This window comes from Devosia sp. MC532, assembly GCF_016461625.1.
Classification (GTDB): Bacteria; Pseudomonadota; Alphaproteobacteria; order Rhizobiales; family Devosiaceae; genus Devosia.
Map to the genome: position 1 here is coordinate 113,955 of NZ_JAEMNZ010000003.1, position 20,983 is coordinate 134,937.

Consider the following 20,983-nt stretch of genomic DNA (forward strand, 5'->3'; position numbering starts at 1 on the left):
GATATGTTCGTCCGCGCCACAATACCAAGCCGGACTTTCGCCAAGCAATTACCGCATGGCGTGATACTCTAATAGGCCAGAGTTAGCGCTCACTAAATCACTGATCGGTTACTTCTAGCTTGACACATAGTTTTTAGGCACCCAATCTGCCCGGGTGAGCACCAGAATACTGGGCTCCAACGGGAGGAGTTTTAGGATGAAGCAGTCACTGCTGCGCGTCGTCCTCGCGTCGAGCACTGCTGTGTTCGCGCTGGGCGCAACTATGGCCATGGGTCAGGAATGGAAGCCTGATCGTCCAATCAATCTCATCGTACCGTGGGGCGCTGGTGGGTCGACCGATCAGGTGACCCGTGTCACCGCGCCGATCCTTGCTGAAGCCCTTGGTGTTGAAGTCGTCGTCGTCAACCAACCAGGCGCATCCGGTGCCATTGGTACGCAGGAAGTGCTCAACGCTGAGCGCGATGGCTACACCTGGACTGCCAATGCGATCGCCAACAACGCCACCTATTCGGTGACGGGGCTTTTGGAAAACACCAATATCGACGACTGGCACATCTATCTTTCCGTTGCCAACGTGCCGGTAGTCTCGGTGCCGATGGACAGCCAGTTCAAGGATTTCGGCGAACTTTTGGCGGCGTTCCAGTCGGACGCTGGTAGCGGCATTTCCGTGGCGACAGCCGGTATCACCTCATCTGGTGGCACAGCCATCGGAGCGCTTTCGGGGGCGGCGGGCGGCTTTGACTACAACATGATCACCTATGATGGTGGCGGCCCAGCTGCGATTGCAACAGCCGCTGGCGAAGCCATGGTCACCACCCAACTTGCCGTTGAGCAAACCGAACTGATCCGCGGTGGACGTCTCAGAGCTCTGGCCGTGTTGTCCAACCAGCCGCTTGTTATTGAAGGCGCTGAGCCGATCCCACCGATCACAAACTGGCTTCCAGACATGGAGCTGGCGCCGGATTACTTCGGTATTTTCGTGCCAAAGGGCGTGCCGGCCGAGGTGGTAGCCACACTCGACAAGATTTGGGCTGAAAAGGTCTCAACATCTGAAGCGGTAAAAACCTACGCTGAAACCTTCGGTGCCGTTTTCGCTCCATCTTATGGCGAAGAGGCGCGCGCTCTGGCGATGCCGGTTGTGATTCTTGAGGCCTGCGATTCCGTTGGTCGCGGTGAAGCGGTCAACGACCCGTCCACCATTGGCATCGATTGCGAAACCCGCACTGAGATGGCCAAGAACTAACACTAACCAACCAACCGCTGGCTTTCGTGAAAGCTAGCGGTTGGCCCGATGTTGGTGGGGCCGTACCAAACTTTAGGCACATAAAATGACCCTCTCTGCTCAGCACGAGGATGCTGCGCGCATACGCGCCGATCTTATCACTGCGATTATTCTGATCGCACTCGGCCTTGCCGTTACGTATCTGTCTTGGACCATGGATCGGCTCACCGTGCGCCGTATTCACCCAGCAACGATACCGGGTCTCGTGCCCTTTGTGCTCGGCGTTGCCCTGACCCTGTGTGGGTCCCTGCTCGCCTTTCGGTCATGGAAGCTCGATACCAAGGCTGGCGGGGTAGCGCTGCTGAACCTGCTGCTTTCGTGGCAAACTATTCGCGTTGTCACCGTCGCCGCTCTCGCCTTGGTCTACACATTGGGGCTCGTGGGCCGCATGCCGTTCTGGCTGGCGTCGGCACTCTTTGTGTTTGCCTTTATCGTCTTGTTTGAAACCGTACTGGCAGATCGACCCGCGAACCTCGTGCGGACACTGATCTGGGCACTGGTGGTCGCGCTCGTTGCAGGCGTGGGCGTCAACTATGTGTTCGGCCAGATTTTTCTGGTTCGGCTGCCTTAGGAGACGGCTTCGATGTTTGACGGACTTATTCTCCTCGGCCAGGGGGTGGCGCATTTCATAACCCCCTCCGGCCTTTTCAATGTGGCGTGGGCAACACTGCTCGGTCTGACCATCGGTATTTTGCCCGGGCTGACCGCCACCATGGGCGTCGCGCTCTTGGTGACGCTCACTTATAAAATGGCGCCAGACCAGGCCATTCTCACCCTGATGTGCGTCTATTTGGGTGCCATCTATGGGGGCAGCCGTACTGCCATTCTGCTCAATATCCCCGGCACACCGGCCAATGCGGCCGCGACGCTCGATGGTCATCCCCTGGCCAAGCAGGGCAAGGCAGGTCTTGCGATGGGCCTTGCGACGACCTCCTCCACTTTGGGAACCTTGGTCGGCATTTTCTTTCTCGCCATTATTGCTCCGGTGCTTTCGGAAGCGGCGCTGAAATTTGGCTCCTATGAGTTTTTCTGGCTTGCCCTCTTCGGTGTGGTTGTATCGGGTCAGATGACGGGCTCTGATACGCCGCTAAAGGGCTACATCGCTGGGATCATTGGCCTGTTGGTGGCCATGATCGGCATGGAAACGCTGCATGCGCATCAGCGCTTTACCTTTGGCATACCGGCGCTTGGTGGCGGCATTGATTTGATCCCGGCCATGGTTGGCGCCTTTGGCTTGGCCGAAATTCTCTCCACCATGAAGCGCACGGCCATCGCCAATATCGCCCCGGTGAATGATCGTGTCGTGCCGACCTTCCGCGAGATTTTCCAATATTGGAAAACCATTATTCGTTCCGGCATCATTGGCACCTTTGTTGGTATTATTCCGGGTGTCGGTGAGGACGTGGGCGCCTGGAGTTCCTATGCAGCGGCCAAAAAGCTGTCCAAGAACCCCGAAGAGTTCGGCAAGGGCAGCCAAGAAGGGCTGATCGCGGCAGAAACCGGCGACAATGCCGTGGTGTCGGCCTCGATGATCCCGACACTTACTCTGGCCCTGCCCGGCTCTGCCGCGGCCGCCGTGCTCATCGCGGCGATGATGATCCACGGCATCCGCCCTGGCCCCATGCTGATGATCGAGAATGCGCCCTTCCTCTATCAGGTCGTGGGCATGCTGCTGTTGGCAACGCTCGCCAATCTGATCTTCGGCCTGTCGCTGACCAAGGTCTTCATTAAGGTCCTTTCGGTCCCACGCGAACGGCTCATGGCGGTCATCTATGTGCTCTGCGTTATTGGCTCATTTGCCATCACTCAGCGCATGTTCGACGTCTACGTCATGTTGGTCTTTGGCATTGTCGGCTTCTTCCTTCGGGAGATGAAATACCCAATGGCGCCACTGGTTTTGGGCATCGTGCTCGGCGATCTCTTAGACCTGAACCTGCGCCGCGGCTTGGCGCTTACCAATGGCGACCCAACGCCCTTCTTTACCCGGCCGATCAGCGCTGTTATCTGCCTGATCATTGTCTTCACCATTCTGATGTCCATTCCGGCGGTAAATCGACGTGTCCGATCCCTCTTCGCCCGCAATCGTGGAGCCGTCCCAGCCAAAAGCTGAGACGTCGAAACGCCCAAGGAATTCGGTAAAGACCAAAGCCTCCATTCTGGCCGCAGCCAGAGTGGAGTTTGCCGATCGGGGCTTTGAGGGCGCGCGCGTCGATGCCATCGCCGAGCGGGCTGAGGCCAATAAGCGGCTGCTCTATCATTATTTCGGCAATAAAGAAGAGCTCTACCGGGCCGTCCTCTTGGAAGCCTATACCGAGATCCGCGCCGGTGAGAGGGCCCTGTCCTTGGGGCGCTATGACCCGGTGGAAGCTATGGACCGCCTTGTGCGGTTCACCTTCCGTCACTTCCTTGCCAACCCATGGTTTCCGCGCCTCTTGGGCACGGAAAACATTGAGAACGCGCGGTTCCTCAAGACCTTGCCCGATATCAAGGCGCTGCACTCGCCGCTGGTCGGGCAAATCGCCGAGATTATCGAGCGTGGCGCCGAAGCGGGGCTGTTCCGCCGCGATGTCGACCCGGTGCAGCTTTATATTTCCGTGGCGGCGCTCGGCTTCTTCTATGTGTCGAACACGGCCACCCTGTCGGTGATCTTTGAGCGCGATCTCTCAAGCGTTGCTATGGTGCAGGAGCGCGAGGCGCATGCCGTGCAAATGGTTCTCGACTTTCTGAAAACCAAATCGCGGCACGGCTAAAAAGCAAAAAGGGCAGAGGTTTCCCCCTGCCCTAGTTCATGCCGTTCAGCCCTTAAAGGTCGACGTCATCGTCCTGACCGAGCGCCTCAATATCGGCTGCGGCGCGACGCAAAATCTCAGCTGCGCGCAACTGCACGTCGTCCGAACCAGTGCGGGCCTTTTTAATCGCCTGCTTCACCGCTTTGCGCGCCGCATCCAGTTCCGGCACCACGTCATGCATAGGCCGGTCGTCTGGCGCCCAAGCGGAGTGTGACGGCGTTGCGTCCGGCTCCCCTTTGCCTCCAAAAGGCCAATCGGCGGCAACGAAATCGCGGAACTTGTTCACCTGCTCGCCCGTCCGTGCCAGAAACTCTAGCGTGGCGGCCACTGCCTCGCGATTGTCTTCCAAATGCGCACGGCCTTCGTCGGTGATGGCATAAAGCTTCTTATTGCCGTCAACACTTGAAGTCGCGAAGCCCGCCTCCTCAAGATAGGTCAGCGCCGGGTAAACAATGCCAGGGCTCGGCGAATAGACGCCATTGGACGCTTCCTCTACGGCTTTGATCAAATCATAGCCGTGGCGCGGCTGCTGCTCGATGAAAAAGAGCGCCACAAGGCGTAAGTCACCCGAGGCCAGCATTTTGCCGACGCGGGCCTTGCCACCCCATTCGCCGAAATCGACGCCAGCGGCACGCTGCATACGTCCCCAGCTGCGACGCGCCAATTGGTCTACAGTGCTCCAGTCAAAATCACGAAAATCGCGAGATGCCATGATATGTCTCCAAGATATATCTTAACGCCCTTGAACAAGAGATTGTCCCTGTAAGATCGGTTTCAAGATATATCGGGGAAACAAAAAGGCGCTCCGAGCCTATGAGCTTGAAGCGCCTTCAAAAAATATTCTGCGATAGTTAGGTGGCAAGACCTGTATTGGGGCCGCGATCGGCTCGGTCGAACTCGCCATTACGGCGGAAGCGCCACATATAGGTCGGTAGCACCTCGCCCATGCTGGTGGGGGCAATCCCAAATGCGGCTAGGGTACGCTTGTCTCTGATAGCGTCGTCGGAAACCACATTATCGACCCCGAGCAGATCGACTTGGTCGCTGGTCACCACTGGCTTGAAGGGCAGAATACCCAAGAGGTTCGCGCCGAACTTGGCGAGGCCAGCTGGGAATGGCACCAGCGGCCGGTTGCGCCCGGCTTCGGCGAGAATGCGCTGCATAAGAACCTTGTGGCTTTCAACGTCTGGGCCACCCAGCTCGTAAATCTTGCCAGTCTTCACCTCGCCCTTTGCGGCCTTGGCAATGGCTTCCGCCACGTCGCCAACGAATACGGGCTGGAATTTCGTATTGCCAGCAATCAGCGGCATGATCGGCATAATGCGCGACAGCGTACCCATGAGGTTAAAGAAGCCATCGCCAACGCCGAAGATCAGCGAGGGGCGCAAAATGATGGCCTGCGGATAAGCTGCCAACACAGCTTCATCACCGGCAAGCTTGCTGGCTGCATATTTTGATACCGACGCAGCCTGATCAACGCCGAGCGCCGAGAGATGGACCAGAGTTGAAACCCCAGCGGCCTTGGCGGCTCGAGCGACAGTGGCAGCGCCCGTGGTGTGCACGGCGTCAAAATTCTGTTTGCCGCTCTGGTGGCCGATGCCGACCAGATTGATCACAACATCGGCGCCAGCGACAGCCCGCTGAACTGAGGCCTCATTGCGCAGATTGGCTTGGATCGGCACGATTTGGCCAACAGCACCTGGAGTACGTACAACACCTGCCAGATCGGGGCGACGCACAGCAACGCGAATACGGAATCCTTCGCGTGCCAACACCTGCACCAGATGGGTCCCGACAAATCCCGATCCACCAAAAATCGTGACGAGCTTCTGGGCATTGCGAGTCATAGACGGCACTCCTGCGACAAGTTGACCGGTTTTAGCCAAGCCCGGTCCGCCTGTCGAGTGTTTCGGCCCGCTTTGATGGCCGATTGTTTGCGTCCGATGGTGCTTTAGGCGCGCAGTTTTCCACTCAGTGAAGATTTTTCCAAATCCGATATTCAGCCCAGTTTTCAAGGGCCTTCGCTGTGGAAGAAATCGGGATAAGGGTTTGTATGGGTGCAAAGTTTTAGGCTGGCCCGCAAAGCGCGTTGACTTCGGAAACACCCTAATCTAGATAGTCACTCGTTGCCGCAGCACTGCTGCAAAAGCGACACTGCCCAGATGGCGGAATTGGTAGACGCGCACGGTTCAGGTCCGTGTACCGCAAGGTGTGGAAGTTCGAGTCTTCTTCTGGGCACCAATCCTTCTCGAAAACCCGTGTATCCCTCGTGGATGCGCGGGTTTCGTGCTTTAGGGCACTGAGGTTTCTCTGCTTGGTACAAAACTCTGGTACAAAGCGCGGGTGTTTACCCTTCTAGGGTCAGATCAGGCGCTGGCGTCTGATCCGGACGTGGGCGACAAAGCCGGCCAAGATGCTTCCCAAAACCGCGAGTAAGAAGGGCCAGTGGCGCAGCTGTGCGAACAGCGTGCTGTCTAGCCGTTCATGGGGACGGACATCGAGAGCCCCCATTTCACCCGGCGCAAGCCGTGCCGTGATCCGACCCAGTGGGTCGGTGGCATAGGTGAGGCCGGTATTGGCGACGCGAATGAGGCTCATGCCTTCTTCGACGGCGCGAATGCGCGCGTGGTGCGCGTGCTGGCTGGGGCCGTAGGACGCATCGAACCAAGCGTCATTGGTGACATTGAGCAGGAAGCCTGCATTGGCGGCTTCGCCAAGATCGCCGGAAAACAAAATTTCGTAACAGATCAACACCAGAGCGTTGATGCCGCCGGGCAGGGTCATCAAGCGGCGCTTGGCGTCGCCTGCGGCCCAGCCATCTGAGCCAGGCACAAATTGTTGCACGCCAATTTTGGCCAGGAGCTCGTCAAACGGCAGATATTCACCAAAGGGGACGAGATGGGATTTGTCGTAGCTCGAGACGATCTCGCCTTCGGTGTCGACAACGATCACTGAATTGTATGGCTTGCCTGAGGCGTCCACTGCATCCAGCGCATAGGGACGACGTGGCGCGCCGGTGATGAGGCTGGCTTGCGGGGGCAGGAGGCGTGCGATCCGGGTGAGGGCCTCTGGATAGGCTTCGAGATAGAAAGGGAGACTCGATTCTGGCCAAACGAGATGGGTGATATCGGCTAGACCCTGATCGATCGGGTCCATGCGCATTTCCGACAACATGGTGAGGCGGTCGATGAGTGCGACTGGGTCGACATTGCCAAAATCGCTGTGCTCAAAAACCAGTGGCTGCACGAGGCGCATATGCATGTCGGTGCGCTCGGTGACTGGCGTGGTGTTGAGCCGGTTCCAGCCATAGCCAAGCATGGAGGCGACGATAAAGATGGCGCCAACGAAGGGCGCCAATCGCCGGGACCAATTGCGATCATCTGCCGGCCAAATCAGGGCAGGGGTCGCGGCAATCAACGGCGCGATAAAGCTCAGGCCATAGACGCCGACCAGTGAGCTTGCCTGCATCAATTCTTCAGTTGCGGTGAGGCTGTAGCCGAGCAGATCAAACGGAAAGCCGGTGAGCACATGGCCGCGCGCAAATTCTGCCGCGGCCAGCCAGCCAGCAAGAGTGAAAATACGCGTGCCCCCGTGGCTCCAACTCATATGAGCAAAGGCACTGGCCAGACCCCAGAAGAGAGCGATGAGCGCGGAGAGCGCCAGGATGGCAAAAGGCATGGCTGCAACGAACCAACCGCCATCGACGAAAAACGCCGCGCCCAGCCAATGAAAGCTAACGAGGAAATACCCAAGGCCAAAAGCAAAGCCGATGGAGAAGGCGGGGCCGAAAATGCGCTTGAGCCCTTTGCCGCGCTCTGCACCATCGAGAGCCCAGATCCAAATGGGCATGGCGACGAACAGCGCTGGCAGAAGGAAAAAGGGAGGTACAGAAAGCCCTGCAACAAGGCCTGCCAGAAGCAGGATCAAGAACCGGCGCCATCCCTGGCTCAGCATCGTCGTTTCAGCGAGCCATGTCATATCGAGATACGCAGCGAATCAATGGGCATAAAGGCAAGGTGGTCGCAGTGGGGTGAGGCGTCAAGGCGGTGGACTCAAGCCATTTTGAGCGATAGTGCCTGTTAGAACCCGCCTTGGGAGATCTTCGCTTGCCCGCCATTACCCTTGCTATCGACACAGCTGCTCCGCGCCTTCAGTTGGGCCTGCTCTTGGCAGACGGTACCAGCGATTTCATCGTTGATGACATCGCCAAAGGGCACGCGGAAATTCTCTTTGCGCGTCTCGACACTTTGCTGTCGCGGAACAACGTCTCCAACGCTGATATTGAGCGCATCGCCGTCACCACTGGCCCAGGTTCGTTCACCGGTCTGCGCATCGGTCTTTCCGCAGCGCGCGGCCTTGGTGTCGCCCGCAAGATACCCGTTCTGGGCATTCCAAGTCTGCTAGCGCTGTCGCTCACCGTGGCGAGTGGTCCAGTTGCAATTTTCTTGGATGCCCGCCGCGACGAAGCCTATTTTCAGACGTTCTCGGCGCCCGGCGTTCCGGAAACGCCCGTGCGACTGCTACCGCTTGAAGAGGCGCGCGCTGCCATTCCCGATGAGGCGACCTTGGTCGACAGCCCATTTGTCGACATCGTCGCGATGGCTCGTTTTGCTGCCGAACAAAACACCGCCGACTATCCGCCACATGCGAGCTATGTGCGCGATGCCGATGCCAAGCCGCAAAACGCCTCTCGCATTCCAAGGCGCGTTTGATGGATAAGCTGTGGTTGGCCCCGCAAGGGCTGCATATCGAACCGGCAGAGCCTTCTGATGCGGCCGCCTTGGCGAAAATCCATGCGGGATCATTTTATCGCGGTTGGTCGAGCGAAGAGTTTTCCAACTTTATCGCCGACAAGGCGACACCAACCTATGTGGCTTGCGATGCCAAGCGCCGCATTGCCGGCTTTGCAGTTATTCGCACCGTGCTCGATGAGGCCGAGCTTCTCACCATCGCGGTTGATAAAAAGTGGCGCAACAAACGCTTAGGTCGCGCCCTGCTCGATGCAGTGTTTGCCGATTTGCTGATGAGTCCGGTGACCACCATGTTTCTGGAAGTGGACGAGCAGAACACCCCCGCGATCCGCCTTTATGAACATCACGGCTTTAAGTCCGTGTCGAAGCGGAAGGGGTATTATCCACGCCCTGATGGCACGGCGGCCACCGCGCTTGTCATGACGCGCGATCTTGGTTAACCCGGTTGTTTAGAGTGCGCGCGGGAGCGGAAACATGACCAAACTCACATCTGATCCCACCCTCGAGGAAGCATGCGTTGCAAAAGGCATGCGCATGACGGATCAGCGGCGCGTAATCGCTGCGGTGATCGAAGAAAGCACCGACCATCCCGATGTGGAAGAGCTTTACCGTCGTGCCTCAGCGATTGACGGGCGCATTTCGCTGTCGACAGTCTACCGTACCGTTAATCTATTTGAAGAAGCTGGCTTGGTTACCAAGCATGATTTCAAGGACGGTCGGGCCCGTTTTGAGCTCATCCCTGATGAGCACCATGATCATCTGATCGACATTCGCACTGGCACGGTCATCGAGTTCCGAAATGAGGAAATCGAGGCTATCCAGGAAGTTATCGCAAAGCGCCTTGGCTATAAGCTCGTCGACCATCGGCTTGAGCTCTACGCTGTGCCTCTAAACGCCCCCAAGACTAAGCAGGACTAACGCGTCTCATGATTTTCAGGACTATCTTTTTCCTGTTCATCCTTGTCCCCTACATCATCATCGCCTTGCCGATCCAATGGGTGATCGTCAAGCTGGATATGAAGTGTTGGCAGTATGTCCCGCGCGGCTTCCATAAGCTCAGCTGTATTCTGCTCGGCCTGCGCGTCCGCGCCATTGGGACGCCGTCCGAAGGACGCCCGACGCTCATGGTGTCAAACCACATTGCTTGGACCGACATTATCGCTATCGGCTCACAGGCGCCGGTGACATTCGTTGCCAAGCGTGAAGTTGGTGATTGGCCAATCGTAAAGCAGCTCGCCTATCTGCAGCGCACGATTTACGCTGACCGCAATCGGCGCTCGGAAACGGGACGTACCGCCGAAGCCATGGGCAAGCACATTGCCGACGGTCATTCTGTCGTGTTGTTCGCCGAAGGCCAATCGGACATTGGCACCCACGTGTTGCCGTTCCGCTCGGCCTTGGTTGGCGCCGCTCAGATGGCGATCGCTGGAGCTGGGGCGAAGGACGTTGTGCTGCAGCCAGTCACGATTGCCTACACCAAGCTGCAGGGCCTCCCCATCAGCCGCAATGAGCGTTCGCTGATCTCGTGGTCGAAATCCAATTCCCTTGGTCAGAACCTGCGCGAAATCTTTGGGGGCTCGATCAAGGACATCACTGTAGCCTTTGGCACACCCATGCCGCTGACATCGACCACCGATCGCAAGCTGGTCACCAAGGCCGCCGAAGACGTCGTTCGGGCCAATCTGGTAGCGCTCAATCGCGGTGGTGAAGTCCGCGTTTAGCCGTCTCAGTCCGGCTATCGAAAACATTTTGGGCGCGCTCATCCTGCAGATGGCGCGCCCAAGTTTTTATTCTTGGGTGCTGTTTGAGGCCGCTGGATGCGGAATATCGCTCGGCGCGGCGACGTCATCATTTGAAGCCGTCGGCGTATCTGCTGGAAATACGTTGCCCGATAGCGGCTCCTGGCTGGAGGAGAGGCGCGATTTAAGCCGTCCGATGATGTAGGCCGCCTTCACCATTAGGGACAACTCAATATCGTCCTCAGGCGTGCCTTCAACTGCGTCTATCCAGACCGGTACAAAAATTTCATGCTCGATGAGGCGTCCGCCGATGGTCTCGGCAAGAACGGCGCGCACTTTACCCGTGATCCTATTTTGCAGACGAGGATGGCTGTGGCGCTCTGACAGCGCAATGTCGATCAGCTCTAAGGTCATGAATTCCTACGGCTCTTTGCGAGCTCGTGACCAAATTGGCCCGGTTAAGTTCATAACCCCTTAACGACACAAGTGTGGCTTTAGTTCTCCCCAGTTGGGAATTTTTGGTCACAGTTTTGTTAGCTGGTTAAACGACGACAGCCTTCTCGACGCGTCCAGATTCTCCGAACACTCGTAGGTATCTTTCAATCTGAGATTTTTCTCCGGTGGCCTTCGCAGGATTGTCTGAGAGCTTAACGGCAGGTCGGCCATTTGCCTCACTCACCTTGGCAACCAGTGAGATGGGTTTGAGTGCCCTTTGCGGCACGGGAGAGCATCCCTCAAAGTCGTTTGTGAGGTTGGTGCCCCAGCCAAAGCTCATGCGAACCTTGCCCTCAAAGTGCAAATAGGCTTCCTCGATCATGTCGACGTCGAGCCCATCCGAAAAGATCAGGAGCTTTTCTTTTGGGTCCCGGCCGCGCGATTTCCAGAAATCGATAATCTTTTCGCCGCCCTCAATGGCAGGGGCGCTATCGGGGCGGAAACCGGTCCAATCGGCGACCCAATCTGGCGCATCGCGGAGGAACGCGTCGGTGCCAAAGGCATCTGGCAGGACGATGAGGAGATTGCCCCCGTAATAGCTTTTCCAGTCCTGTAGGACGCGATAGGGCGCTTCGCGCAATTCCTCGTCGGAACGTGCAAGGGCCGCAAGCACCATAGGCAGCTCATGCGCGTTGGTCCCGAGCGCCTCTAGGTCGGTATCCATCGCCAGCTTTACGTTGGACGTCCCGGTAAAATTATCGCCGATCCCTTCCTTGAGCGCTTCAACGCACCAGCGCTGCCAAAGGAATGAGTGACGACGACGCGTGCCGAAATCTGAAATCTTGAGGTCGGGCAGTTTCTTGAGCCGCTCGACCTTGTCCCACATTTTAGCTTTTGCACGGGCATAGAGCACGTCGAGCTCAAAGGGACCAAATTCCTTCATGGCGGCGCGGGAGCGCAATTCGTTGATGATCGCGAGGGCCGGAATTTCCCACATGGTGGTTTCAACCCACGGGCCCGGGAATTCCAATAGAAACTGCCCATCGCGCTTTTCGAGGCGATACTCGGGAAGCTGGAAGTTTTCGAGCCAGCGCAAGAAGCCAGGCTGGAAAATCTGTCGCGAGCCATAAAAGCTGTTACCGGCCAGCCAGATCATTTCTTTTTTCGACAGGCGCAGCGTGCGGCAGTGGTCAAGCTGGGCACGCAATTCGTCAATGTCGATCTCTTCCGCCAGCTTAACGCTATTGGTCCGATTGATCAGGGAAAACGTGGCTTCGACCTTGGGGTATAGCCCCCAGATCATCTGCATCATCAACAGCTTATAGAAGTCCGTATCCAGCAGACTGCGCACGATCGGATCGAGCTTCCACGTGTGGTTGTAAACACGACGGGCAATATCGGTATAAGTCGCCAAAAGCAGCCTCCCAAGATCGGCGGCAGTTTGTACCGTTTTGTCTTCGCAATGGAAAGTCGTCAGAGCGCGGCTTCGTCAGATGCACCCGCTTTATCCGCGAAGTTGAAACGATTCAAACCGGCCCAATTCTGCATCGATAGCCGCTTTGCTCTCGGCGGTTGGCGTTTCACGCCAAACGAAATTCTGCACGTTGAGCGTTTTAGTGCTGCGGTCGGTTTTGAGGTCGACCACGGCGGCAACGCGGTCTCCGATCAAAACGGGTAGAGCGAAATAGCCGTATTTGCGTTTTGCTGCTGGCACATAGGCCTCAAACACATGGCTATAATCAAAGACCATCTCGAGGCGTTTGCGCAGAATGATCAGCGGATCAAAAGGCGATAAAATATGCACGAGCTCTAGGTCGATGGTGTGTTCTGTTTCGAGCGTCTCAGGCTTTGCCCAATGCGCGATTTTTTCTGCGCCTTCTAGCGCTACAGAAACCAATTGCTTGCGTCTGACGCGTGCTTCGATCGCCTCGCTGACCGCCTTCTTCATGCCTGCGTTGAGATGACAGACGGAGGCGAGTGAGACGAAACCCTGCGCTTGCAAGGCGCGGTCGAGGAGATAATTGGCAGTTTGTTGCTCAGTTGCGCGTCTTGGCGGTGTTTGCCAGTCAAAATGTCGCTGGGTCAGCTCATAGGTTTTGATCATGCCGGCTCGTTCTGAAATGGTCACGAGCCCTTGGAAGAACATCAACTGAAGCACGCGTTTAGACGGCTTCTTGCTACCCCAAGCATGGGTCTTTTCGACGAGGACATCATCCTCAATGTCTCGGATCGACAGTGGGCCTTCGTTGAGGAGACGCTGGGTCATGGCCTTGACTTCAGCGGCGGTGACCGACCCGAACCAGGTCGACGGGGTGTCGCGAAACTTTTGCATGGCGGCGCCGAAGAACCGAATATCAGCACTGGGCACATAGCTCAAGGCATGGGTCCAATATTCAAATATGCTTTTGTTCTGGCTTTGGAGCTGCGCGAGGTCGGCTCGTGAATAGTCTGGTATGCGCGAGAACAGAATGTGGTGGTGGCAGCGTTCGATCACATTGATCGTGTCGATTTGCACATATCCCAAGTGCTCGATTGCCGCTTGTGCCGCGTTGGGCCCGGCACCAAATGGCGCGCGCTCATCGAGCCTTTGCGCTGCCATCCACATGGCGCGGGCGTGACTGCGTGGGATGACGCGGTTTGTTTCGATTGCCACAACTGTCTCTCTGCTCACACTTTCCGTCAATGTTCACTGTTTGATCTTACATGAGAGTCGAGTGTCTTCAACACATTCCTAGTGCCAGTGGAGAGGTGCAGCACAGCCTGCGGGTATGGCCAAGAATGGAGGGCGCTGTACGAATTCGAACTGAGGTGGGTGGTGTCGCAGTCAAGAAGTCTCGAAACAAGTAATTACTGTCTAATGGTGTGAGCAGTGCTGTTGGTCGAAGGCAGTATTTGATTGTTGTGGTGCAATCTGATCAGACTTTGTTGGTGTCTATGTGCTGCAGGAAATCTATTTGCGGAGGGGTTATGAAAAATACTAGTTCTTGGTGCTGTCGGTCGAACCGGGAGGCATGTTGTTACTCAGGCGGTGTCTGCAGGACATCAAGTAACAGCGCTTGCGCGGGACCCAGAATAACTCGGCATCCATGCACCAAATCTTGTGTTGTTCTCAGCTGACGCCAGCGACTCGAAGGACTTGATCCGTGCGTTGGAGGGGCAAGATGCTGTCATCTGCGTGATGGGCAACTCCACGCCCAAGAAGCGCAATCCAACACTGGTTTCTGCAGTCGCAAGCCTAGTCGAGCTCATGCAAGAGAAGGGGCCCAAAAGGCTGGTGTATTTGTCCACGATACTTGTGCCTGAGTCGCGAGCGCGCGCTGGCTGGCTGGCGGCAACAATCGCGCCGCTGATCATCGGAAACGATATTGCCGACCACATCGACAAGGAGCGTGCCATCATAAGTAGTCCGCTGGATTGGACGATTGTACGGGCAACTAAGCTCGGAAATGGTGCTCAAACGTGGCGCTATTTGGCAGGACCGGACGTTACCGCGACAAAAGTTCTCGGCATGGTTTCGCGGTCAGACCTTGCAAAATTCATGCTTGAGGAGGTGCAGGGCAATCGTTTTGTCCGCGCGAAGCCGTTGATAGTCATGTGATGTCGGGAGGGAGTTTTGCTCTCGCAAGTGCAGGTACTGGTTGCACGAAAGCTATAGTCTGCGTGCAAAATGCAGTAACTCTTGCTTGAGCGAAATGTTGGTAAGTTGCAGGAAGCCACATCAAAGTGTGGATGGTGGAGCCTAGCGGGGCCGAACCATTCAGAGGAATTTACGATATGTCTCAATAAGTTATTGATCTTGCTGCATTCCTGAGGCAGGGAGTGGGGGCGCGTTTGGGGGCGCAGCAGGATCCTATGGCACTTTCTCGGAACACTGATCGCAAATTTCTTGAGCTTCATGGCAACAAATGGAGGGTCGTGGTTCCTGTCCCGAGGAAGGCTCAAGCGGCCATTGGGAAGACCAAGCTTCGGCAAGCGCTTCCGACCGATAGTTTGGCCGAGGCAAACAGGTTGAAGTGGCCAGTTGTAGCCAATTTCCAGCGTCAGATAGATCGGGCCTTGAGGCCTGATGATCACTTGGAAAAGGCCTTGCACCTTGCCCAGCAGCGTAGGGATGCCGTGGCTTCCACTGGAGATGCGGAGCCCGAGGAAAATCAGATTGATGACTACATCGAGGAAATCCAAGGACCTGTCATCGCGGAGGATGAATTCGGTGAGCCGATTTATGATCCGCAACGTGAGGCAGCAGCGCACCGCTTCGCGGATATCGCATATAGTCGCGCTACGCCATTTACTGCATCTCGTGCGAAGTATGAGGCGCAGCTCAAGGTTGCTCCCCGCACTAAGGCTGACGATGCTCGGGCTTTTGCCGCCCTTATCGCGTGGTGTGAGCGCGAGGGCATTCCGCTATTTCGTGAGACTTTTGGTCGACGCGAGGCGGTCCGTTTTCACGATGATTTCGGCGCTTCGGGTGGGAGGCATCCAGTCACGTTGAACAAGTACATGCGTCGTCTGTCCATCTTTTGGAAGTGGATGCTACGTCGTGATGAGGTGAAAACGAATGTCTGGCAGGGGCTCACCTATGCTGTTCCGCATGAAACCGATGAAACCGAAGAGCGGCCTTTCACGGACGATGAGCTGAAGTCCTTGCTGAGAGGGCCAGCGCAGGAGAATATGCACGATCTCATGCGTCTAGGGGCACTCACTGGAGCTCGGCTAGAGGTGTTGGTGAGCCTGAAAGTTGGTGATTGCTTGAACGGAGCTATCCGCTTTAAGGCGGCTAAGAAGGAGAAGGGAGCTCGCTTCGTTCCGATCCATCCTGATCTTGTAGCGATCATCTCGAAGCGGACTGAAGGTAAGTCGGAAGAGGATCACTTGTTCCCTGAGTGGCCGCCAGTGATTAAGGAAGGCTCCTTGCGCGAAAGGTCGTTCAAGGCTTCCCAAGACTTCACGGATTACAGGCGATCGGTCGGGGTGACTGATGCGGTTGAGGGAAAACGTCGTGAGCGCGTTAACTTCCACTCGTTTCGCAGGTGGTTCGTCACCAAGGCGGAGCAAGCTGATCAGCCAGAGAGCACAATCGCCTCTATTGTCGGCCACAAACGTCAAGGCATGACGCTGGGTGTTTACTCGTCGGGGCCGAAGTTGGATCAGGCTAGAAGGTGTGTGGAAGCAGTAATTCTACCAGAGGTTTCTGATGTGATAGTGCTGCCGTCAAAAAAGCCTCGCGCTCAGCGATAAGCAATTATGTCCCCATATATGAGAAGGAAGCGATTTTGTCTCATGTCTGGTCTGTGGTTTCTATAAGGTTGTTCCGTCGTTGGTTCTAGTTGTTGAGTTTGATAGCCTGAATTCTGGGCTTCGGCATTATGAGGCTTTGGCTAATCTGGCCTCGGGTGAGGGCGGGTCGCGCGTGGAAGAGCTTTGCCTCGATCAGTTATCGCTCTGCCCTGCCGTCTTCCAGCCTCGGAATACGATAGCGATCTCTTATGATAGCGAGAAGCACGTCAGAGAGCTCATGAGGGCGATCAAGGAGGTGAAATCCCTCGAGCCCATCGTTGTTTGGTGGGGTGGTGATGGTTGGGTGGTGATCGACGGGCATCACCGGGTGGCCGCATATGATCGCTTGGAGCACAGCAAGCCTATCCCGGTGGTGGTCTTCGAGGGAACACCGCAGGATGCTTTGATCGAGAGCATACGCCTCAATGGTCAGAATAAGCTGCCGATGACTACGCAGGAGAAGGCTAACGCGGCTTTGAGGCTCTGCCTGCTCACCAGCAAGTCCAAGGCGGATATCGTCAAGGCTACTGGCACATCTTCAGGCACAGTCGCGGAGATGCGCAGGGTGATCTCCGAGCTGAAAGGCCAAGGGCTTGCAGTGGAGGAGCTGTCTACCTTCACGTGGAAAAGCCTCCGAGAACGTCTCAGCGGGCCTCGAGAAGCTTCTGGGGATTTCTCCGAGTACACTGAGAGGCGAGCCGCCGAGATCAAGGCAGGGCTCTTGGACTTGCTCCACAAGAACCCCCTCAATGACGCTGATGCCTTGGCTTTGGCAATCTCGCAGGTGTCCTATGAGTTCGCTCGTAGGCTCATGAATAGCGAACACTGGCCTATCCCGTGGGTTGAACCAGAGGATGACGACGGGGACGAGCTCGCCGGGGTGGACTACTGATCGCTCTGGCTACCACGGGGTACACACTAAGGTATGTGCAAATTGTACACCATGCACTCTAGGTGTCAGCTCCGGTAGCGTCGGCTGGTGCCTTGGGGCGGCGTTGCGTTTCTTTGCCTTCTGCCATTTTAACGACCTCTTGCAGGCGCTGATCTCGATTATGTCTCGCTACGTACCATTCTTCGAAAAGGCTCTCGATCAAATTGAGCAGCAGCATCGCTTCACTTGGTTCGACATCGACGATCAGATTTATGTCCTTCTCCATGTGAGCGCCGATGTTTCCGACTTTCCGAACCGCGTCGATAGCATTGAGCGTGGCGGGGTCTATCGAGCGGTTCGCTGTGCCTTCCTCAACATCTTTTTTAAGTTGTTGGATTGCGTCATGGAGCTTGTCTTTCTGGATGCCACAGAAATCGCGGATGATGCCTTGTAGGCAGCGTCTGGCCAGTGTTGCTGAAGCCTTGGGGCTAAGATCTACGATGAGGCTCGCTTCTCGATAGTCACTTACAATCGCAGCTGGAATGTAGTCTGGTTGAGGCTTCGCATTACTGCTAGGGTACAATTTCCATTCGTTGTAAACGTTTTTAAGCGTAGGCCTTCCTGCGTCTGTAACACCATAATTTCCCACGGCGACGGTTAGAGTAAGTTCTTTGCAGTTGCCGTTCAGGCAGCGGATTGCTGAGTAATGGATCCCCAGTATGCCTCTCTTGGTAACGCCAACGCTAAGTCGACCAATCGTATTATATGAGTTTTCAGTCGATGTAAGCTGAGTTGTTTGGCAGAATGGGCATGTCCAATGCACTTGTTTTCCCCCAGGGGTTAATATCGGTTCGGTTAGGGGGTATCTTGTTTGAACGCGGGTCTTTTTATCAAGAAAATTCGTGATGCTCATCAAGATGGTCACTGCTGAGGGTTTTCCCCGGTGGGGGGGGGCGGCTTCACTGTGTTTTGGGAGGCGGTGCATTTGAGTACGCCTCTAGCGAACCGGGGTAATTCGTGGTTCGATAACTCAATTTGACAACTCAAAGCGAACCACCATTTATGAGACCACCCTAACCGAACTGATGGTGCTTGTAGATGTTTGTCCGTGCTTATCTCCGCGCTTCTACCAAAGAGCAGGACGCCAGCCGTGCTCGTGCTGACCTTGAGGCGTTCGCGGAGGCGCGTGGACTTGTGGTGGCGGCAACCTATCTCGAGAACGAGAGTGGGGCCTCACTGCAGCGCCCTGAGCTCTTCAGGCTACTTGCTGATGCTAAGCCCGGCGATGTCCTGCTTGTTGAGCAGGTGGACAGATTGAGCCGTCTAAACGCGGCTGACTGGGAGCGTTTGCGCTCAGAGATACGAGCTCGCCAAATTCGGGTTGTTGCGCTGGACTTGCCGTCCTCGTGGCAGCTTGCGGCGACCCATAGCGATGATTTCACTGCGCGGATGGCAGATGCTATCAACGGGATGCTGTTGGACATGCTCGCAGCTATTGCGCGGAAGGACTACGAGGACCGGCGACGTCGTCAAGCTCAGGGCATTGAGCAAGCCAAGGTGAAAGGAAGTTATCGAGGGCGGCCTGAGGATACGAAGAGAAACGGGGCGATCGTTTCGATGCTCCGTTCGGGGCAGAGTTGGAATACGATCATTCAGGCTACAGGTTGCTCGCGTTCAACGTTGGCGCGATTAGCAAAAAGGAGCGATGAGTTGGCCTTGGGCGAAGCTAGTGCTCTCCCCGAGTCCTTCTGACCCGAGGAGGTCTTTGTTGGTAGGGGCCTACCGATTGTTCATCAGAGCTTGAGCGATGATATCGCCAAACAACGGATTGTTTCCTTTGCGAGCGATCTCTGAGCTTGGATTGTAGTCTGCGACAATAAAGGTGTCGCCGCTGTCGCCTATGCCGCAAAGATCTCGAAGTATCTGGGCGTTGGTTGCATAGGATTTGATGTGGTAGCAGCTCTGGGCGAGCATTCTTGGAGAGTGGGCGTCTATATATTCTGTGACGCCTTTGTAGTTCCGGCGGTCTTTATCTAAGTCATATGTCACGAGAACGTCCCGTGCGACTGATCTATTGAGAGGTGTACCCGGAATAATGGTCATGCTGACCCTTTCAATTGATTAACACGCGTTAACCATGCGGTGATTCTCAAACGCTTAGCAATGGCTGCGTTCTTGTTCTGTTCGATCATTTTTGGAGGCCCTTTACGTCGGGCGTTGGGGCGCGGGGCCGTGCGTGTCTTCCCACGTTTTTTGTGGGGGCGCAGAATGGGGGCGTAATTGGGGGCGCAGCTTTTACAGGGCTTCTGCTAAGCCTTTGAAATTCCAGGGATTTTCGGGATTTCGAGAAGAATGGTGGAGCCTAGCGGGATCGAACCGCTGACCTCTTGCATGCCATGCAAGCGCTCTCCCAGCTGAGCTAAGGCCCCATATTCCTTGGGTCGTTCCGTACAGGTTTCTGTCTGGAACGAGGGGGAAACTAGTGGAAGGTTTTGCTGGGCGCAAGGCCTTCGGTTCACTTTTTTATCTGGCCGGTGGATAACTCCATCCGGCCAGAAAAGTGTTTGGAATCAGCGCTCTTCGTCGCTGCCAACGTCGAAGCCGAGACCATCATCTTCGTCTTCGTCTTCTTCAAGGAATACGTCCTCTTCGTCGTCGCCGAGGTCTTCTTCAACCTCTACGTCTTCGACATCAGGGATCTCGTCACCGGATTCTTCAGCGTCAGCGTCTTCGAGGCTGACGATTTCTGGACCGGTGTCTTCGACCTCGTCTTCGTCTTCCAGCTCGTCTTCGTCATCGGCCTTGCGGGCCGTTGCCGGGCCGGCCTTGCCAGTCAGCTGTTCGAAGAACGAACGCGGATAGCTCTTGCCGGTGTAGGGCGAAACGATCGGATCCTGGTTGAGGTCGTAGAATTTCTTGCCGGTATCGGGGTCAGTGCGCTTGGTGCCGCGCTCAGAATTGGCCATTTCTCATGCCTCGAACGAAAAGGGAAAGGACGGGCGCGGCAATAACGCCGCTCGCGCCCAAGTCGGTCAGTTCGGTTAGGTGAGAAGATTTAGACTGTCAAACGTTAAATGATTGCGACTTCATTCGCGGGGCAGTGGGCCGCAGCCCTTGCTCCATCGCCCAGCTCTCGTTATCGCTTTGAGAACAACCATATGGCGGCCGGAGCTGGACCCATGATTATCGCTGTTGATGGCCCCGCCGCATCGGGCAAAGGAACGCTCGCGATTGGCCTGGCAAAGCATTATGGGCTGCCTCACCTCGACACAGGTCTGCTGTATCGTGCGGTCGGGCTCGCCATCGCCGATCAGATCGACACGCCGGAAATGGAAGCGGCCGCCATTTCCGCAGCTCAAAACCTAGATGTGCATCATCTCGGCGATGTGATGGCGTTGACAACGGCAGAAGTGGGTGTGCTGGCCAGCAAGATCGCCGTCATCGGAGCGGTGCGCGTAGCTCTGTTTCAGTTTCAGCGCGAATTTGCCCTGCAACCGGGCGGGGCTGTGCTCGACGGACGAGATATCGGCACCAATATTTGTCCAGATGCCGATGTTAAGCTGTTCATCCAGGCCGACAGCAAGGCGCGTATGGAGCGTCGTGCTCGCCAGCTTGAGGCGCGAGGGGAGAGCGTTGATCGCTACGCGCTCTTCCATCAAATCGAGCAACGAGACGCTCGAGATATGCAAAATCCCAACGGTGGCTTCTATAAGGCGCAAGACGCACACTTGCTCGACACGACACTTCTCGGTATAGAAGCCGCACTTCGCGCTGCCGTTGCGATTGTCGACGAGGCTATGGCGCTCAAGGCAGAGAGCTAAAACTCTCTAATTTCCTCC

General features: G+C 56.2%; 21 protein-coding genes, 2 tRNA genes and 1 pseudogene. 14 read left to right on the forward strand and 10 right to left on the reverse strand.

Annotated elements, in window-relative coordinates:
- The first annotated feature begins 196 nt into the window (after window positions 1–196).
- From JHC09_RS05140 to JHC09_RS05155, 4 genes are all read left to right on the forward strand, one after another.
- Entirely contained in the window at window positions 197–1,243 is a 1,047-nt protein-coding gene (locus JHC09_RS05140) for a tripartite tricarboxylate transporter substrate binding protein (protein ID WP_248308895.1), read from the forward strand.
- Window positions 1,244–1,328: 85 nt separating this feature from the next.
- On the forward strand, window positions 1,329–1,853 hold the full coding sequence (locus tag JHC09_RS05145; protein ID WP_199531088.1) for a tripartite tricarboxylate transporter TctB family protein: 525 nt from the start codon (window positions 1,329–1,331) through the stop codon (window positions 1,851–1,853).
- Window positions 1,854–1,865: 12 nt separating this feature from the next.
- Window positions 1,866–3,392, forward strand: coding sequence for a tripartite tricarboxylate transporter permease (locus tag JHC09_RS05150; RefSeq protein ID WP_169194379.1), 1,527 nt, complete (start codon window positions 1,866–1,868; stop codon window positions 3,390–3,392).
- Window positions 3,367–4,032 carry a TetR/AcrR family transcriptional regulator gene (locus JHC09_RS05155; RefSeq protein WP_349236515.1) on the forward strand — a complete coding sequence of 222 codons (666 nt, stop codon included), beginning with the start codon at window positions 3,367–3,369 and terminating at the stop codon, window positions 4,030–4,032. The genes JHC09_RS05150 and JHC09_RS05155 overlap by 26 nt, the downstream gene beginning before the upstream one ends.
- 52 nt (window positions 4,033–4,084) lie before the next feature.
- Here JHC09_RS05155 and JHC09_RS05160 read toward each other — a convergent pair whose 3' ends face one another.
- Together JHC09_RS05160 and JHC09_RS05165 are read right to left on the reverse strand one after the other, a co-directional pair.
- Entirely contained in the window at window positions 4,085–4,783 is a 699-nt protein-coding gene (locus JHC09_RS05160; protein WP_248308896.1) for a PadR family transcriptional regulator, read from the reverse strand.
- Between the two features lie 139 nt (window positions 4,784–4,922).
- Window positions 4,923–5,918 (reverse strand): complex I NDUFA9 subunit family protein, encoded by a 996-nt coding sequence (locus tag JHC09_RS05165; RefSeq protein ID WP_199531089.1) that lies wholly within the window; start codon window positions 5,916–5,918, stop codon window positions 4,923–4,925.
- A 309-nt stretch (window positions 5,919–6,227) separates the two neighbouring features.
- Between JHC09_RS05165 and JHC09_RS05170 the strand changes: the two genes are divergently transcribed.
- Window positions 6,228–6,312: transfer RNA gene (locus tag JHC09_RS05170), tRNA-Leu, on the forward strand.
- 120 nt (window positions 6,313–6,432) lie between these two features.
- Here the strand turns inward: JHC09_RS05170 and lnt are convergent.
- The gene (gene lnt / locus JHC09_RS05175) at window positions 6,433–8,049 is read right to left on the reverse strand and encodes an apolipoprotein N-acyltransferase (protein WP_199531090.1); all 1,617 of its coding nucleotides are present in this window, start codon (window positions 8,047–8,049) and stop codon (window positions 6,433–6,435) included.
- 128 nt (window positions 8,050–8,177) lie between these two features.
- Between lnt and tsaB the strand changes: the two genes are divergently transcribed.
- The 4 genes from tsaB to JHC09_RS05195 are packed head-to-tail and all read left to right on the forward strand — an operon-like array spanning window position 8,178 to window position 10,543.
- Window positions 8,178–8,783, forward strand: coding sequence for a tRNA (adenosine(37)-N6)-threonylcarbamoyltransferase complex dimerization subunit type 1 TsaB (tsaB, locus tag JHC09_RS05180; RefSeq protein WP_199531091.1), 606 nt, complete (start codon window positions 8,178–8,180; stop codon window positions 8,781–8,783).
- On the forward strand, window positions 8,783–9,262 hold the full coding sequence (gene rimI / locus JHC09_RS05185; protein WP_199531092.1) for a ribosomal protein S18-alanine N-acetyltransferase: 480 nt from the start codon (window positions 8,783–8,785) through the stop codon (window positions 9,260–9,262). The genes tsaB and rimI overlap by 1 nt, the downstream gene beginning before the upstream one ends.
- Window positions 9,263–9,296: 34 nt before the next feature.
- Complete coding sequence (locus tag JHC09_RS05190) at window positions 9,297–9,740, forward strand: Fur family transcriptional regulator (RefSeq protein ID WP_182394597.1); 444 nt, start codon at window positions 9,297–9,299, stop codon at window positions 9,738–9,740.
- An 8-nt stretch (window positions 9,741–9,748) separates the two neighbouring features.
- Window positions 9,749–10,543, forward strand: a complete 795-nt coding sequence (locus tag JHC09_RS05195) for a lysophospholipid acyltransferase family protein (protein WP_199531093.1) — start codon at window positions 9,749–9,751, stop codon at window positions 10,541–10,543.
- A gap of 66 nt (window positions 10,544–10,609) precedes the next feature.
- Here the strand turns inward: JHC09_RS05195 and JHC09_RS05200 are convergent, their stop codons facing one another.
- The 3 genes from JHC09_RS05200 to JHC09_RS05210 form a co-directional block, all read right to left on the reverse strand.
- Window positions 10,610–10,975, reverse strand: coding sequence for a hypothetical protein (locus JHC09_RS05200; protein ID WP_199531094.1), 366 nt, complete (start codon window positions 10,973–10,975; stop codon window positions 10,610–10,612).
- A gap of 127 nt (window positions 10,976–11,102) precedes the next feature.
- A complete protein-coding gene (gene pncB / locus JHC09_RS05205) occupies window positions 11,103–12,410 on the reverse strand; it encodes a nicotinate phosphoribosyltransferase (protein ID WP_199531095.1) in 1,308 nt (435 codons plus the stop codon).
- A 90-nt stretch (window positions 12,411–12,500) separates the two neighbouring features.
- Window positions 12,501–13,601 (reverse strand): crosslink repair DNA glycosylase YcaQ family protein, encoded by a 1,101-nt coding sequence (locus tag JHC09_RS05210; protein WP_199531236.1) that lies wholly within the window; start codon window positions 13,599–13,601, stop codon window positions 12,501–12,503.
- A gap of 369 nt (window positions 13,602–13,970) precedes the next feature.
- On the opposite strand from JHC09_RS05210, the pseudogene JHC09_RS05220 reads away from it, so the two are divergent.
- The 3 genes and pseudogenes from JHC09_RS05220 to JHC09_RS05230 all read left to right on the forward strand — a co-directional run bounded on the left by JHC09_RS05220 (window position 13,971) and on the right by JHC09_RS05230 (window position 17,165).
- Window positions 13,971–14,594, forward strand: a pseudogene (locus JHC09_RS05220) (NAD(P)H-binding protein).
- Between the two features lie 254 nt (window positions 14,595–14,848).
- Entirely contained in the window at window positions 14,849–16,234 is a 1,386-nt protein-coding gene (locus JHC09_RS05225; protein ID WP_199531097.1) for a tyrosine-type recombinase/integrase, read from the forward strand.
- 172 nt (window positions 16,235–16,406) lie between these two features.
- Window positions 16,407–17,165: a ParB/RepB/Spo0J family partition protein gene (locus JHC09_RS05230; protein WP_199531098.1), complete on the forward strand. Its 759-nt coding sequence runs from the start codon at window positions 16,407–16,409 to the stop codon at window positions 17,163–17,165.
- 58 nt (window positions 17,166–17,223) lie between these two features.
- Here the strand turns inward: JHC09_RS05230 and JHC09_RS05235 are convergent, their stop codons facing one another.
- On the reverse strand, window positions 17,224–18,057 hold the full coding sequence (locus JHC09_RS05235) for a DUF4145 domain-containing protein (RefSeq protein ID WP_199531099.1): 834 nt from the start codon (window positions 18,055–18,057) through the stop codon (window positions 17,224–17,226).
- Between the two features lie 185 nt (window positions 18,058–18,242).
- Here JHC09_RS05235 and JHC09_RS05240 point away from each other — a divergent pair, with 185 nt between their 5' ends.
- On the forward strand, window positions 18,243–18,896 hold the full coding sequence (locus JHC09_RS05240; RefSeq protein ID WP_199531100.1) for a recombinase family protein: 654 nt from the start codon (window positions 18,243–18,245) through the stop codon (window positions 18,894–18,896).
- Between the two features lie 27 nt (window positions 18,897–18,923).
- Here the strand turns inward: JHC09_RS05240 and JHC09_RS05245 are convergent, their stop codons facing one another.
- The 3 genes from JHC09_RS05245 to JHC09_RS05255 all read right to left on the reverse strand — a co-directional run bounded on the left by JHC09_RS05245 (window position 18,924) and on the right by JHC09_RS05255 (window position 20,110).
- Entirely contained in the window at window positions 18,924–19,247 is a 324-nt protein-coding gene (locus JHC09_RS05245; RefSeq protein WP_199531101.1) for a hypothetical protein, read from the reverse strand.
- A gap of 250 nt (window positions 19,248–19,497) precedes the next feature.
- Window positions 19,498–19,573 (reverse strand) — tRNA-Ala (locus JHC09_RS05250).
- Window positions 19,574–19,714: 141 nt separating this feature from the next.
- Window positions 19,715–20,110, reverse strand: coding sequence for a TIGR02300 family protein (locus JHC09_RS05255; RefSeq protein ID WP_199531102.1), 396 nt, complete (start codon window positions 20,108–20,110; stop codon window positions 19,715–19,717).
- Window positions 20,111–20,323: 213 nt separating this feature from the next.
- On the opposite strand from JHC09_RS05255, the gene cmk reads away from it, so the two are divergent.
- Window positions 20,324–20,965, forward strand: a complete 642-nt coding sequence (gene cmk, locus JHC09_RS05260; protein WP_199531103.1) for a (d)CMP kinase — start codon at window positions 20,324–20,326, stop codon at window positions 20,963–20,965.
- Window positions 20,966–20,983: the final 18 nt, after the last annotated feature.